Origin of the sequence: Nocardia barduliensis, from assembly GCF_013315795.1 — a bacterium.
GTDB lineage: Bacteria > Actinomycetota > Actinomycetes > Mycobacteriales > Mycobacteriaceae > Nocardia > Nocardia barduliensis.
In genome coordinates this window covers 1-13,092 of record NZ_JABLTE010000026.1, presented here as the reverse complement: position 1 = coordinate 13,092, position 13,092 = coordinate 1, and the positions used below count along the sequence as shown (strand labels likewise).

The window sequence follows — 13,092 nt, the reverse complement described above, 5'->3', positions numbered from 1 at the left end:
ACATGGCAGCAATCGTGTACTTCGCCAAAGAGTCCGAGAGTCCGGAAATCGTCGTATACGAGTTCGGTGACGACCCGGGGACTTTGACGAGGAAACTGGCCATGGACAAGGTTTCTCGGACAGCCCAGCCGGTCGACGGCGACGTCGACTACACCTTCCTCAAGGCGTCCAGGAAGATCAACTCCGTGTACAGCGAGTCCAACGCATGGCCGGAACGCGGTATGAGTGTGAGCTGACCCGACCCGAGTTTCGCGATGCCGCCCCAAGCGGCGAGCTTCTACCCGCCGTGGCGACAGTCACAGCACACACTTAAAGGGAGGTGGACTGCTCATGACGAACATGGGGCGATGGGAGCAGCAGCTTCAACAACAGCTCACCGAGATCCGCCGCCACGGCGAGCGAGTGACCGAGAAAGCAGCCGAGCTCCGCGGGCACGGCGAAGTCCGCGGAGTCCTCATGGAAGTCGATGCCAGCGGTGAGATCACCAGCTTGCGAATCGCGCCAGCCGCAATGAAATGGACCAGCAGCCAGCTTGCGGGCGCTGTGCGTGATTGCCACAGCAAAGCCCGCTCCGACATCAAGTCCAAGATCGAACGACTTCTGCAGAAGACCGACCCGCGCCTTCTCGACCAGGCGAAGCTGCTCCTAGCTCCAGAGGCGAGGAGTAGCGAACATCGAAGACCGTTGGACGAAGCGGCTGTGCAGGAAGCTGACGACGCCTTCTTCGAACGCCGCAACCTCTACGGCGGCTGGACCAGCTGAAAGCCAGACGCTGCGCTATCGACTGATGCCCCTACCGATAGCGCAGCAGGTAATCCTCGCGGCTAGAGAGGCAGGCAAAGTCACGCCAGCGTAATCACACCCGAACAAGTCTGGCTGTCGGGGAAGTTCTGCCATTGTTTCTGGAGGCAGCGGGCAGGAAGTCGAGAAGGGGCGAAGTTGTGGTGATCATGCCGATTAATTCAGTTGTGGTGGCGGCGATTTCATAGAGAGTCGCAGGTACCGGTACTCGGCAGGACACACAAAACATGGGTAACTGCAAAGCGCCTGGTCATAGTGGGTGCGTATCCGGTCTGACGATTTGCGGTGCGTCCGTACGGATCGGTTCACCGTTCCCATGTTCGTCGTGCCCACGGCGGGGCACATTGAACATGGGAACGGGGATGACCTGCGGTTTTCGGGTGGGCAGTTGGTGATCGAAGTGGATTACCAGCTGTTAGCAGGCGTATGCCGAAGCCCCGCCGGGCTGCTGCGTCGCACGATATGAGGGCTCTCGCGTGTTACTGGGTGAGAGCCTCGAGCAGGTATCTGACACGCGGATGTTGGGGCGGGTATTCGATGGCCTGGATTCGTGCCAGCGCACGGCGGCCCCGAGCGGTCGCGCTGGCAATGCGGACCCCTCGTCGTCCCCGGTGTATCCACACCAGGTCGAGATGGACTAGTGCCGTGTCCGGGAAGGTTGATGTTGTAATCGTCATCGGGGTGGCGGGTTGATCACGGCGGGGTGAGCGGTGATGCTGCCGGTGGAGGTGGTGCTGGTGGCTCGCAAGCCGGATGTGTTCATCAGAGCGGTGACCCCGCAGGAGGGCCGCAGGCTGGCTCAGATCGCCCGGCGCAGCAAGCAGCCGATCCGGATGCGGCGGGCGGTGGTGGTGATGGCGTCGGCGCAGCATCAACCAGTCGGGTTGATCGCGAAACTGATGCAGGTGTCGGAATCGTATGTGCGACAAGTGATCCACGACTTCAACGCGCATGGTTTCGAGGCATTGGACCCAAAATGGAGCGGGGGCAGGCCGGCGAAGACCGATCAGGCGACGCGTGATCGAATCTGTCAGATCGCCCGGTGCTGCCCCCGTGACCTGGGATGGCCGTTCGCGACATGGAGCCTGTCGAAGCTGGCGGAAGTGCTGCGGATCAACAAGATCGCCGCGATCAGCCGCGAAACCGTGCGGAAGATCCTGAAGGTCGGTGGGGTGTCATGGCAGGCCACGAAAACGTGGAAGGCCTCGGGCGACCCGGATTTCCAGGCCAAGATGGCGAGGGTGCTCGACCTCTACGACCACCCGCCCGCCGACGGCCGCGTAGTCTGCGTGACGAGTTCGGGCCGCTGAACCTGCAGCCCCGCCCCGGCCGCGGCTGGTTCACCGCCCGACGACCACGCCGGTTGCGCGCGACCTACCGGCGCACCCACGGCGTCCGGCACATGTTCGGTGCGTTGGACCTGCGTTCAGGCCAGTTGTACTACCGGATCCGGAACCGGAAACGGTGGACGGAGTTCCTGGCGTTCCTGAAATCGCTGCGAGCGCGCTGGCTGGGCCAGAAACTGTATCTGATCTGCGACAACTGCTCGGTCCACAAACGCGCTGAGGTGAAGGCGTGGTGCACGGCGAACGCGGTCGAGTTGGTGTTCCTGCCTACCTATTCCTCGTGGCTGAACCGTATCGAGTGCGAGTTCGCCGCGCTGCGGTACTTCGCTCTCAACGGCACCGACCACCGCAGCCACGGCGAACAAGACGAGGCGATCAGCACCTACATCCGCTGGCGCAACCAGCACGCCCGACCCATCCGCGACTACGCCGTCGGATCCAAGATCCGGCACCCCGATTACCTACCGAACGTTGCCTGACACAGCACTAGTTCGTCAAGATAACGTTGGTAGCGTTCGAGGGTGGCAGGCGCGGCGGAGGGCGCTGAACCGCGTATCAGTCGTGGCACCTCTATTTGACCGCATGCGGCGATTACCGACAGAAGCCAGTGGAGCCGCTCGCGGCGCCGGAGTTTTGCGGTTACGCCTTTCCCGCGACGAACCCCCGCTTCCATCAGCGGCTCCGTCGCAGCAGGATTCGAAGAACTTCCACTGCGGTTCTTCGGTGTTCACGGTCGCGATGGAACACGGCACCCACAGTGGCCACCAACACGGCGGCGGAGGCGGGAACACCTATCAGAAGGGACAACAGACCAGCTGCAATCGCGCTACTCATGGATTCGACACTGAAGTTATCCCGTCCGGTAGGCAAGCCACCGCTCGTTCGGACTGGAAGATGGGGGTGCAGTGCTGTGGAGCCAGTGGTCAGCCAGGCTAAATATCCAGATTGTGATTCCGATCACTGAGGTCGCTGTTCGTGTCGGAGTGGGCTGGCTGCTTAGGCACCTCTCCACCGTCACCGCACGACTCAGCGGCCACTCGGCTGGTCGGACTCGGCCTGAGCTGTGGTCGTGATTCTGTCGCGCATTTCGGGATCTGTCGCACTGCATCGCCGTGGTTTGATGCACGATAGGAACCCATGGGAACCTCTGACACTGCCGCCGAGTACGACGCCGCCGAAGGAACCCTTGTAAGCATCGGCTACGAGGGGATGACCGTCGGCGATCTCGTCGCCCAGCTCGTCGAGCAAGGCGTCGAGGTGCTCGTCGATGTGCGTTTGACTCCGCTGAGCCGCAAACCTGGGTTGTCGAAGACGAGGCTGGCCGAGTCCCTGGCTGCGGTGGGTATCGGCTACGTTCACCACCGCGCACTCGGCAATCCGAAAGACAATCGGGAGGGGTTCCGCGCCGGTGAGCCGGAGTCCCGTGCTCGGTATCACGACTTACTCGACAGTGCCGCTGCAACTGACGCTCTCGCGCACGTAAGTGAGCTTCTCGATGGTGGCGTGGTGGCGTTGCTGTGTTTCGAGCACGACCCTGCTGAGTGTCATCGTGACATTGTTGTGGATCGGCTTCTCGAAGCCCGGCCCAATGCCGCTGTGGTGCACGTCTAGAACAAGGCGAGTTCGGTCTTGGGGTACCAGACGCCGAGGACGGAGAAGGATCGGCGGTGTCGGTTCTGGTTGCCGACGTAGAAGTGGACGTCGCGGTCTGGTGAGAGCATTGTGTCGCGCCACTTGCCGAGGAGCATCTCTTGCGCTCGGAGGGCGCCGTAGGACTTCAGCCACCGTCGGCCGGCCTGCCCTGCCTCCCAGTCGAGCACTTTCTGGTCGTGGCTGGGGCACTTCGACGACTCGCAGCGGTACTTGTAGCGCACGGCGAATGGCGCCGGTTCCAGCGGTTCGAGTGAGGTGCCGAACAGATCCGGGGCCGATGACTTGTCGATCTTCGCCTGCTCCGCTGCGGACCAGGGATCTCCGGCGACGACGCTGACCTCGACATCGGTCGGTTTGATCAGCCCGAGCGACGGTGACGGGGTGCCCATGCCGCCGAGAGGGTTTTGTGCGAGGAGATCGCACATTGTGGTGGCGCCGATGAGGCCGTCGAGGTTCACCCGGCGCCGCTGCCAATTGCTGCTCGGTGGTAACGCATATGTGGGGGATGCCCGCACAAGTCCAACGTCTACGCACACTGGCGGACGCCCACGGGCTATTGCTGCTCGAAGACGCCTCCCATGCTCACGGCGCGAGCATCGGTGAGCAGAAGATCGGGACGTTCGGGCAAGCCGCCGCGTTCAGCATGAACGGGCCGAAACCGCTGTCCGCAGGGGAAGGCGGCTTCATCCTCACCGATGACGAGGACGTGTACCACCGCGTCTTGCTGCACGGCCAGTACAACAAGCGGTGCCGAAACGAAATCCCAGCCCGCTCCGACCTCAGTCGCTACGCCGTGACGGGCATGGGACTCAAACATCGCATTCACCCACTGGCCGCAGCCATTGCGCTGGAACAACTTCGACATCTGGATGACTACCTCACAGGGCGACAGCGCATGGCCGAGTACATCCACGACGAACTCCGGCGAGAGCCCGGCCTAACCATCACCTGGCACGAACCGCACACGCGACCAGCCTGGTACGGACTCACGATTCTCTACGAGAGTAAATTCTTCGACGACGTGCCGGTCGAGCGCTTTCACGCCGCACTGCAGGCCGAAGGCTGCACTGAGTTCGACCGACCGGGATCAACCTGCCCCCTTAATCTCCTGCCGCTCTTCCAAGAGCCAGGTCCACTGTTCCCAGCCTTCACCGGCAAACTGGCATACGCCCCCGGCGACTATCCGCGCGCGGAATCGCTGCACCACGCCACGCTCAAGCTTCCTGGGTGGCATCGAGACGAGGACCTGCCGCTCGTCGACCGTTACATCGAAGCGCTCGACAAAGTGATCACCCACCACGCCGACCTGAAAGGATAGGGCTCGATGATCGAGGCAACACTGCTGGAGAACTTGGCGCGCGAAGCCGACCGGGACGAGGTACGACAACTCGTCGTCGGTGCAGTCGTCCAGCACGGCGGCAAAGTCCTTTTACTGCAACGCCCCGCCGATGATTTCATGGGTGGGATCTGGGAACTACCCAGCGGCAAAGTCGATCCCGGCGAAGCCATCGACCAAGCCCTGATCCGGGAAGTCAAGGAAGAGACCGGCCTTGAGGTCACCGCCATCACGAACTACCTCGGCGAGTTTGACTACCAATCCGGCAGCGGCAAGAAAAGCCGACAGTTCAATTTCACCGTCGACGTCGGCTATGCCGAGCCCGTGGAACTGACCGAACACGACGCCTACACCTGGACCAGCCTGGTCGAAGAACCACCGGTCACCGATGCTGTGAAACAGGTTCTGGCGCGGTACCGCGACAGCTGACCGCACAGTCAAATCGGCCGCGCCGACGGGTACAAACCGAAGTCTCCGCAACGCCAGTAGCCCGCTCCTGAAACGGAGCGGGCTACGTTGACGGTGCAGTCCTTACTGGTCAGCTACAGCATCGTCGATCACCGGCATCACCTCGGTGTCGTCCCATCGCTCCGCCACCGCCGCGGCCTTGCCGATAGTGATGTACTCGTCGATACTTCGTCACCGATGTTATTCGCGTCCGACTCCCACGGATTGTCCCGCCCCGGCACATTCTCCTACCGCATGGCGTCCTTGCTGCGTCGTCTTCCACCAGTAGCCCAGCCGGAAGCGCAGCACGCCGGTGAAGATGATCGATCAGGTCCATGGGATGGCTACGAGAAGAAGCGACGTACTAAGCAGCCGTCTTCGATCCACGCCACGCTCACCACAGAACACTCTTCGCCGCCGAACAAGCCGCCGCCGCGCTGATTCCTACCGCACCCCCCAGAACCGGCCGCCGAACTACCGCCGGCACTAGACCAGACCGACACACTGCAGGCGGGACAACACCGAAAGAAGTTGTCCATGTTTCAAGTGCCCTCGGCAGGATTCGAACCTGCGACACCCGCTTTAGGAGAGCGGTGCTCTATCCCCTGAGCTACGAAGGCTTGGTGGGTGGGCTTGTGGCCCGCCCGGGACGCTCGCAGTCTACCGGGTAACGGGCTCGGAGGCCGCATCGCTGTCCCAGGCGTTGTGGAGGGGTCAGAAGCCGCCGCCGTCGAAACCCCCTCCGCCGTCGAAGCCGCCGGAGTAGTCGCCGCCCTGGTCGTAGCCGCCGGAGTAGTCGCCGCCCTGGTCGTAGCCGCCGTTGTCCGCGGCCGCTCCGTCTTGGAAGCCCTCGCCGTAACCGCTCTCGAAGCCGTGGGCGTCGTAGGCCACCCCGGACATTCCGGAGAACAACGAGGTGAACAGCAGGGCTGAGCCGACGCCCCAGGCGCCGGCGATCAGGGCGGGCTTCCACCAGGGCTCGGAGTACCAGCCCGCGGGTACCGGCCGTCCGGCCACTCGGCCGCCGGGGTAGTAGTTCGGGGTCGACGACGAGGGCTCGGGGGCGGCCGCGATCTGCCTGCCCTCGTATGCGACGACGCGCTTCTCGGTGACCTGCCCGGCGGTGTCCTGGCCGTCGAGGGCGGCGATCGCTGGGCCGGGGTCCATGTTCATCGCGGTCCGCGCGGCCCTGATGTAGTAGAGCCCTTCCAGCGCCGTCTGCTTCGCCAGCCGTGCCTGGGTGGGGGTGCGGGCCTGATCGAGTTGAGAGCCGGCCGCGAGATGCCGTTCGGAAGCGTCGGCCAGCGCCTGGACGGCGGCGTCGTTGCTGCCGGACAGGCTGTAGACCTGGCCGCCCAGCCGTTCGTTCACTTGCCGGGCGTCGGCGAGAGCGTCGGCCAGTTCGGTGGCGACGCGCTGTTTGCTCCGTCGTGCCTGCCATACCAGTAGGGCGACGAGCGTCACCAGGACCAGTCCGAACAACAGCCACCACATGGGGCACCTCTTCCGCTCGACCCCGGACCCCAGTTTACTGACGGCTAGCTGAGGTCCGGCTGAGCGTGCGGATCAGTGCACGGCGGCGGGTGCTTGCGCCTCGTCGTAGTCGGCGGGGTCGAAGGTCTTCGTCTTCCACCGGTAGAGCAGGGTGGCGCCGGGCCAGTTGTTGGTGATCCGGCCGGACGCGTTGCGGTACCAACTGGAGCAGAAGTTCCAGGGGGTGTCCTTCAACCGGTTCTGCAACCAGTCGTCCCAGCGCTGCTCGGTGGCGGCGCGTGCGGCGAGATAGCGACCGGGCCGGTCGGTCAGGTATCGCACGACCTGGCGGATGTAGCGGGCCTGGGACTCCAGCATGTAGATGATCGAGCCGGAGCCGACGTTGGTGTTCGGGCCGTACATCATGAACAGGTTCGGGAACTGGGGCACGGACAGGCCGAGATAGGCGCGGGCGCCCTCGTCGGCCCACACGTCGGCCAGCTTGCGCCCGCCGAGGCCGTAGATGTTCATCGGCGCGAGGAACTCGGTGCCCTTGAAGCCGGTGCCGTAGATGATGACGTCCACCTCGTGCTCGACGCCGTCGGCGGTGCGGATTCCGGTGGGTGTGATCGCCTCGATGGCGGTGGTCTCCACGGTGACGTTCGGCTGTGCCAGCGCCGGGAAGTATTCGTTGGAGAACAGCCCGCGCTTGCATCCCGCCGCGTAGTCGGGCGTCAATTTCGCGCGCAGCTCGGCGTCGGGGACCTGCTTTTCCCGGTGCCGGTCGGCCAGTGCGATCACCGGCGTCTTGATCCCCGGGATGTCGGTCAGCGCCAAGGCGAGCACCTCGAAGAACGACCAGATGGCGAAGCGCTCGGCGAGGCGGCTGGGTGGGAAGTATTTGAACAGCGCGTGGTGCACGCGGCTGTACTCGACGTCCGCCTTCGGCAGCACCCAGGCCGCCGAGCGCTGGAACAGCGTGAGATGCGCGGCGGCGGGCTGGATGCGCGGGATGTACTGGATCGCGCTGGCTCCGGTGCCGATGCAGGCGATGCGCTTGCCGGTCAGGTCGACGTCGTGGTTCCACTCGGCGGAGTGGAACGCGGGACCGGTGAAGGTGTCGATGCCGGGAATGTTGGGCAACGCGGGACGCGAGAGTTGGCCGACCGCAGGGACGAGGATGTCGGCGGTCAGTTGCGCGCCGTCGGCTGTGCGCACGAGCCACTGGCCTGCGTGCTCGTCGAACTCGGCGTCGAGCACTTCGGTGCCGAAGCGGATGAAGCGCCGCAGGCCGTGCTTGTCGGCGACGGTCTGCATATACCGGTGGATGTCGCGCTGCTCGGAGAAACGCCGGGGCCAATCGGATTTCGGCTCGTAGGACCAGGAGTACAGCGGGGAGGGCACGTCGCAGGCCGCGCCCGGATAGGTGTTCTCCCGCCAGACGCCGCCGAGGTCCGTGGCGCGCTCCAGGATGGTGAAGTTGTCCAGCCCGGCCCGCCGCAGCTCCAGCGCCATGCCGAGCCCGCCGAATCCGGCTCCGATGATGATGATGGACGGCGTTGTCATGCGTTCAGGGTACGGAAGAGTATCCGCAGGTCCGAAGACATCCGCGGTCATTCAATCGACATTTTCGGCCACCCGCGGCGTCAGCCGCCCGCGAGCTGACGCGCGATAACCAAGCGCTGGATCTGGTTGGTGCCCTCGAAGATCTGCATCACCTTGGCCTCGCGCATGTAGCGCTCGACCGGGAAGTCCTGGGTGTAGCCGTAGCCGCCGAAGACCTGGACCGCGTCGGTAGTGACCTTCATGGCGGCGTCGGTGGCGACGAGCTTGGCCACGCTGGCCTGGCGCGAGTACGGGAGCCCGGCGTCGCGCCTGCGGGCGGCGTCGAGGTAGGTGGCGCGCGCGGAGTCGACGGCGGCGGCCATGTCGGCCAGGACGAAGCCGAGTCCCTGATGATCGATGATGTGGCGGCCGAACGCCTCGCGCTCCTTGGCGTAGGCGACCGCCTCGTCGAGTGCGCGCTGCGCCAGGCCGGTGGCGACCGCGGCGATGCCGAGCCGGCCGGAGTCCAGAGCGCTGAAGGCGATCGCGAGTCCCTGGCCCTCGGCGCCGACGCGGCGTTCGGCGGGCAGGAAGGCGTCGTCGTAGGTGGCGGTGGTGGTGGGCACGGCGCGCAGGCCCATTTTCTCCTCGGGTTTGCCGAAGTCCAGGCCCTCGGTGTCGCGGGGGACCAGGAAGCAGGAGATGCCGCGGGAGCCTTCCCCGGTGCGGGCGAACAGGGTGTAGAAGTCGGCACGGCCACCGTTGGTGATCCAGGCTTTGGCGCCGGTGATCCGGTAGCCGCCCTCCACCGGGGTAGCGCGGCAGCGCAGTGCGGCCGCGTCGGAACCGGCGTGCGGCTCGGACAGGCTGTAGGCGCCGATGGTCTCGCCGGAGAGCATGTCGGACAGCCAGCGCCGCTTCTGCTCCTCGGTGCCGAAGGCGAACAGCGGATGGCAGGACAGGCTGTGCACGCTGACCGCGACGGCGACCGCGGCCCAGCGGGCGGCGAGTTCCTCGAGCACCTGCAGGTACACCTCGTAGGGCTGCGCGCCGCCGCCGTACTCCTCGGGATACGGCAGGCTGAGCAGGCCGGCCGCGCCCAGCGCGGGAAAGACGCCGTCGGGGAAGATTCCGGTTTTCTCGCACTCGGCCACGCGCGGTTCGAGCAGCTTGTCGGCGATGTCGCGGGTCAGCTCCAGCAGGTCGCGGGCCTCGGGGGTGGGCAGCATTCGGTCCACTGGCATGTCGTCTACTCCGCGGGTCGCTCGTGCGTTCTCCTGATTCACAGTAATCGGCAGGTCGGCGACGGCTCGTCCGTGTCGGTGGGCGGTCCCGTGGACGCGGGCGGCCGCGGGATGGCGAACCGGTGGGACGCGGCCGAAGGTCACGGTCCGGACCGGATTCCCGCGCACGCGAGCCTTGCGGTGCAGAATGTCCCGACCGTAGCGGCGCCGCGCCCGGCGGGGAGATGGGCGCGCGAGTCGCCGGAACGCTGAGATGTTGGTACCTGCACGTGCAGCTGTGTGCACAGGTGCGCGTGAACTTGCCTGTGCTGCCGCGTCATTGACGCTGGTCACGGCGTTTCTGTGGAATACGGCCCGAAATCGCCCCTGCGCCTGCGGACTTGGTTTGTCTCATTCGGGTGATATCGCTCCAACGGTCTGGCGCAGTGACGCCACCCTCGACTAAGACAAAGACTGTTCGAATTCGGGGTCGACCGGTGTGTCGGCGGCAACGCAGGGGGTGCCGCCGGCACGCCGGCCCGGAGCGACCCATGGCCTCGCGGCGTCGTCTGTTCTAATATCTGCGTATGAATGCAGATAGCCAGGAATTGCGACCGCCGCTCGCGGAGGATCAGGTCGGCCTGGTTGTCGAGGTGTTCCGGATGCTCGCCGACCCCACCCGCGTGCACCTGCTCTGGGCGCTGGTCGACCGCGAATTGTCGGTGAACGACCTGGCCGCCCAGGTCGGCAAGCCGGCGCCTTCGGTGTCGCAGCATCTGGCCAAACTGCGCATGGCTCGGTTGGTGAACACCCGCCGCTCGGGGACGACGATTTTCTACCGCCTGGAGAACGAGCACGTCCGGCAGTTGGTAGTGGACGCGGTGTACAACGCCGAGCACGCGGGACCGGGTGTCCCGGCTCATCACCGCGGCGTGGGAGCGGTGCGGGAATTACCAGGCCGCGACGGGGCGAGTGCGTGATGACCCACCGGCATCACCACCACGCCGGGCACCATCACCGGCATCGCTGGGGTGGGCTGCTGCGGGAAATCTTCGTCCCGCACAGCCATGACGCCGCCGACAGCGTCGACGACGCGCTGGAAGCCAGCGCGGCAGGCATCCGTGCGGTCAAGATCAGCCTGGTCGTGCTCGGGTGCACCGCGGTGCTGCAACTGATGATCGTCGCCGCGTCGGGTTCGGTCGCCCTGGCCGCGGACACCGTGCACAACTTCTCCGACGCGCTCACCGCCGTGCCGCTGTGGATCGCGTTCGCCCTGGGCCGCAAGGCCGCGACTCGGCGCTACACCTACGGATACGGCCGGGCGGAGGACCTGGCCGGCCTGTTCATCGTCGCGATGATCGCCCTCTCGGCGCTGATCGCCGGTTACGAGGCGGTGCGCAGGCTGCTCGCTCCGGTGCCACTGGAGCATCTCGGCTGGGTCGCCGCGGCCGGGTTGGTCGGGTTCCTCGGCAACGAGACGGTCGCGTTGTACCGGATCCGGGTGGGACGGCGGATCGGCTCGGCGGCGTTGGTCGCCGACGGTCTGCACGCGCGCACCGACGGCTTCACCTCGCTGGCCGTCCTGTTCGGCGCGGGTGGGGTGGCGCTCGGCTTCCCGCTCGCCGATCCGATCGTCGGCCTGCTGATCACCCTCGCGATCCTGGCGGTGCTGCGGCCCGCGGCGCGTGACGTACTGCGCCGGTTGATGGACGCCGTCGAGCCAGGGCTGGTCACCGCGGCCGAGCGGGCGCTGGCCGCCGAGCCCGGGGTGCAGGGTGTGCGCAGCCTGCGGATGCGGTGGATCGGCCATCGTCTGCACGCCGACGTCGAACTGGACGTCTCCCCGGCGATCACGCTCGCGGACGCGCATCGGGTCGCGCACGAGGCCCAGCACGCGCTCACCCATGTGATGCCCAAGCTGGACACGGCCGTGGTGCACGCCTATCCGGCGCATACCGAGGTCGTGGTGCCGGGGACGGTCGGTACCTGAGGCATCCGCTACCGAGGTCGTGGTGTCAGGAAGTATGGCCGAGGCATTCCCACTGGGTTCGCGGCGTCGCCTCGACCAGCGGGAACTGACGGCACCCGCCCTCGGATATGTGCCCGGTGGATTCCGCGATCGGCCTTGCCCGGGGCGGCCTACCGTTGGGTAGCATCGCCGGTGTGATGTGGCTCATGGTCGGTGCGTGCTGACAATGCCGGCGCGTGTACCAACCCTTCAGAAGCTGCCCCACCTGGTCCGACGTAGTCACATCCCGGAAAACCTCGACGCCGTGTCGATCGTGGCGGAGGTGGATCCCGCCGAGGCCGGTCCCGCTGCCGGCGACGCCGAGCGCATCCGGCAGCGCATGCGGATGCCGCATCGCGGCGGTGCGCATCCCGCCCTCCAGGTAAGCGCGCGCAGGCACCGCCGAGTCGTCTTGCCCCGGGCGCTGGGCCACGCGCGCGGCAACGGCCCCGAAACCCCCTGCGCCTTCCGTCATCTCGGCTTCACCGATTACGTGGCGTGGTTCGATCCCGGAGGTGCGCTGTCGTGCGCCGTGCTCACCAGCGGCGAACCGAATCGGTATCCCGAAGCGCCCGCTGGCTCGGGTCGCGCTACGGGATCACCTCGCAGACCTCGCAGGTGGCCGAAACCGACTTGGCTTTCTGACGGGAAGTCACCGAAGAAAAAGGAGTTCCGATGTTGAGCACCATGCAGGACGAGCCGTTGTCGCTGGCGACGTTGCTGCGCTACGCATCGACGTTCGCCGGCGATTCGACCGTGTCCACCTGGACCGGGACCGGCGTGCGCACCATGACCTACCGCGAGGTCGGCGCCGAGTCGGCGCGGTTGGCGAATGCGCTGCGCTCGCTGGGGATCGGGGTCGGCGACCGGGTCGGCACGTTCATGTGGAACAACAACGAGCACCTGGTCGCCTACATCGCGGTGCCAGCGATGGGCGCGGTGCTGCACGCGCTGAACATCCGGTTGTTCCCCGAACAGGTCGTCTACGTGGCCAACCACGCCGAGGACCAGGTGGTGCTGGTGGACGGCACGCTGGTGCCGCTGTTCGGTCAGATCCTGCCGCACCTGACAACGGTCCGGCACGTCATCGTGGTCAACGGCGACGCAGCGACGCTCAGCGCGCCGGAGGGCATCCAGGTGCACTCCTACAGCGAGTTGCTCGGCGCGCAAGCGGACACCTACGACTTCCCGGTGATCGACGAGCGCTCCGCCGCTGCGATGTGCTACACCTCCGGCACCACCGGCGATCCGAAGGGCGTG

15 protein-coding genes and 1 tRNA gene are annotated in these 13,092 nt (G+C 65.9%); 11 read left to right on the top strand and 5 right to left on the bottom strand.

Going from position 1 to position 13,092, the window contains the following annotated elements:
- Window positions 1-2: 2 nt before the first annotated feature.
- The 5 genes from HOV91_RS13690 (at window position 3) to HOV91_RS13675 (ending at window position 3,758) form a co-directional block, all read left to right on the top strand.
- Window positions 3-236 (top strand): hypothetical protein, encoded by a 234-nt coding sequence (locus HOV91_RS13690; protein ID WP_174185763.1) that lies wholly within the window; start codon window positions 3-5, stop codon window positions 234-236.
- A gap of 94 nt (window positions 237-330) precedes the next feature.
- On the top strand, window positions 331-762 hold the full coding sequence (locus HOV91_RS13685; protein ID WP_174185762.1) for a YbaB/EbfC family nucleoid-associated protein: 432 nt from the start codon (window positions 331-333) through the stop codon (window positions 760-762).
- A 761-nt stretch (window positions 763-1,523) separates the two neighbouring features.
- A complete protein-coding gene (locus HOV91_RS39860) occupies window positions 1,524-2,111 on the top strand; it encodes a helix-turn-helix domain-containing protein (RefSeq protein WP_312884598.1) in 588 nt (195 codons plus the stop codon).
- Window positions 1,997-2,626, top strand: a complete 630-nt coding sequence (locus HOV91_RS39855) for an IS630 family transposase (protein ID WP_312884605.1) — start codon at window positions 1,997-1,999, stop codon at window positions 2,624-2,626. Before HOV91_RS39860 ends, HOV91_RS39855 begins: the two co-directional genes overlap by 115 nt.
- Before the next feature lie 658 nt (window positions 2,627-3,284).
- Window positions 3,285-3,758 carry a DUF488 domain-containing protein gene (locus tag HOV91_RS13675; protein ID WP_174185761.1) on the top strand — a complete coding sequence of 158 codons (474 nt, stop codon included), beginning with the start codon at window positions 3,285-3,287 and terminating at the stop codon, window positions 3,756-3,758.
- Here the strand turns inward: HOV91_RS13675 and HOV91_RS13670 are convergent.
- Entirely contained in the window at window positions 3,755-4,225 is a 471-nt protein-coding gene (locus HOV91_RS13670) for a DUF8757 domain-containing protein (protein WP_498072312.1), read from the bottom strand. The two genes, HOV91_RS13675 and HOV91_RS13670, sit on opposite strands and share 4 nt — an antisense overlap.
- A gap of 80 nt (window positions 4,226-4,305) precedes the next feature.
- Here HOV91_RS13670 and HOV91_RS13665 point away from each other — a divergent pair, with 80 nt between their 5' ends.
- The 3 genes from HOV91_RS13665 to HOV91_RS13655 all read left to right on the top strand — a co-directional run bounded on the left by HOV91_RS13665 (window position 4,306) and on the right by HOV91_RS13655 (window position 6,024).
- Window positions 4,306-5,118 carry a DegT/DnrJ/EryC1/StrS family aminotransferase gene (locus HOV91_RS13665; RefSeq protein ID WP_246350065.1) on the top strand — a complete coding sequence of 271 codons (813 nt, stop codon included), beginning with the start codon at window positions 4,306-4,308 and terminating at the stop codon, window positions 5,116-5,118.
- Window positions 5,119-5,124: 6 nt separating this feature from the next.
- Window positions 5,125-5,565 carry an NUDIX hydrolase gene (locus HOV91_RS13660; RefSeq protein ID WP_174185759.1) on the top strand — a complete coding sequence of 147 codons (441 nt, stop codon included), beginning with the start codon at window positions 5,125-5,127 and terminating at the stop codon, window positions 5,563-5,565.
- Between the two features lie 87 nt (window positions 5,566-5,652).
- On the top strand, window positions 5,653-6,024 hold the full coding sequence (locus HOV91_RS13655; protein WP_174185758.1) for a hypothetical protein: 372 nt from the start codon (window positions 5,653-5,655) through the stop codon (window positions 6,022-6,024).
- 106 nt (window positions 6,025-6,130) lie between these two features.
- Here HOV91_RS13655 and HOV91_RS13650 read toward each other — a convergent pair.
- From HOV91_RS13650 to HOV91_RS13635, 4 genes are all read right to left on the bottom strand, one after another.
- A tRNA-Arg gene (locus HOV91_RS13650) sits at window positions 6,131-6,203 on the bottom strand.
- Window positions 6,204-6,297: 94 nt separating this feature from the next.
- Entirely contained in the window at window positions 6,298-7,077 is a 780-nt protein-coding gene (locus HOV91_RS13645) for a DUF1542 domain-containing protein (RefSeq protein ID WP_174185757.1), read from the bottom strand.
- Window positions 7,078-7,149: 72 nt separating this feature from the next.
- Window positions 7,150-8,622, bottom strand: coding sequence for a flavin-containing monooxygenase (locus HOV91_RS13640; RefSeq protein ID WP_174185756.1), 1,473 nt, complete (start codon window positions 8,620-8,622; stop codon window positions 7,150-7,152).
- Window positions 8,623-8,702: 80 nt separating this feature from the next.
- Window positions 8,703-9,845, bottom strand: coding sequence for an acyl-CoA dehydrogenase family protein (locus HOV91_RS13635; protein ID WP_174185755.1), 1,143 nt, complete (start codon window positions 9,843-9,845; stop codon window positions 8,703-8,705).
- Window positions 9,846-10,411: 566 nt separating this feature from the next.
- On the opposite strand from HOV91_RS13635, the gene HOV91_RS13630 reads away from it, so the two are divergent.
- From HOV91_RS13630 to HOV91_RS13620, 3 genes are all read left to right on the top strand, one after another.
- On the top strand, window positions 10,412-10,804 hold the full coding sequence (locus HOV91_RS13630; protein ID WP_174185754.1) for an ArsR/SmtB family transcription factor: 393 nt from the start codon (window positions 10,412-10,414) through the stop codon (window positions 10,802-10,804).
- The gene (locus tag HOV91_RS13625; protein WP_174185753.1) at window positions 10,804-11,814 is read left to right on the top strand and encodes a cation diffusion facilitator family transporter; all 1,011 of its coding nucleotides are present in this window, start codon (window positions 10,804-10,806) and stop codon (window positions 11,812-11,814) included. The genes HOV91_RS13630 and HOV91_RS13625 overlap by 1 nt, the downstream gene beginning before the upstream one ends.
- A 693-nt stretch (window positions 11,815-12,507) precedes the next feature.
- A partial coding sequence (locus HOV91_RS13620) for an AMP-binding protein (RefSeq protein WP_174185752.1) occupies window positions 12,508-13,092 on the top strand: 585 nt, incomplete at its 3' end.

Excerpts from the sequence above, each read along its gene's own strand:
- HOV91_RS13690 (WP_174185763.1), top strand. The coding sequence starts at position 3 with ATGGCAGCAATCGTGTACTTCGCCAAAGAGTCCGAGAGTCCGGAAATC.
- HOV91_RS13685 (WP_174185762.1), top strand. The coding sequence starts at position 331 with ATGACGAACATGGGGCGATGGGAGCAGCAGCTTCAACAACAGCTCACC.
- HOV91_RS13675 (WP_174185761.1), top strand. The coding sequence starts at position 3,285 with ATGGGAACCTCTGACACTGCCGCCGAGTACGACGCCGCCGAAGGAACC.
- HOV91_RS13670 (WP_498072312.1), bottom strand. The coding sequence starts at position 4,225 with ATGTGCGATCTCCTCGCACAAAACCCTCTCGGCGGCATGGGCACCCCG.
- HOV91_RS13665 (WP_246350065.1), top strand. The coding sequence starts at position 4,306 with ATGCCCGCACAAGTCCAACGTCTACGCACACTGGCGGACGCCCACGGG.
- HOV91_RS13660 (WP_174185759.1), top strand. The coding sequence starts at position 5,125 with ATGATCGAGGCAACACTGCTGGAGAACTTGGCGCGCGAAGCCGACCGG.
- HOV91_RS13645 (WP_174185757.1), bottom strand. The coding sequence starts at position 7,077 with ATGTGGTGGCTGTTGTTCGGACTGGTCCTGGTGACGCTCGTCGCCCTA.
- HOV91_RS13640 (WP_174185756.1), bottom strand. The coding sequence starts at position 8,622 with ATGACAACGCCGTCCATCATCATCATCGGAGCCGGATTCGGCGGGCTC.
- HOV91_RS13635 (WP_174185755.1), bottom strand. The coding sequence starts at position 9,845 with ATGCCAGTGGACCGAATGCTGCCCACCCCCGAGGCCCGCGACCTGCTG.
- HOV91_RS13630 (WP_174185754.1), top strand. The coding sequence starts at position 10,412 with ATGAATGCAGATAGCCAGGAATTGCGACCGCCGCTCGCGGAGGATCAG.
- HOV91_RS13625 (WP_174185753.1), top strand. The coding sequence starts at position 10,804 with ATGACCCACCGGCATCACCACCACGCCGGGCACCATCACCGGCATCGC.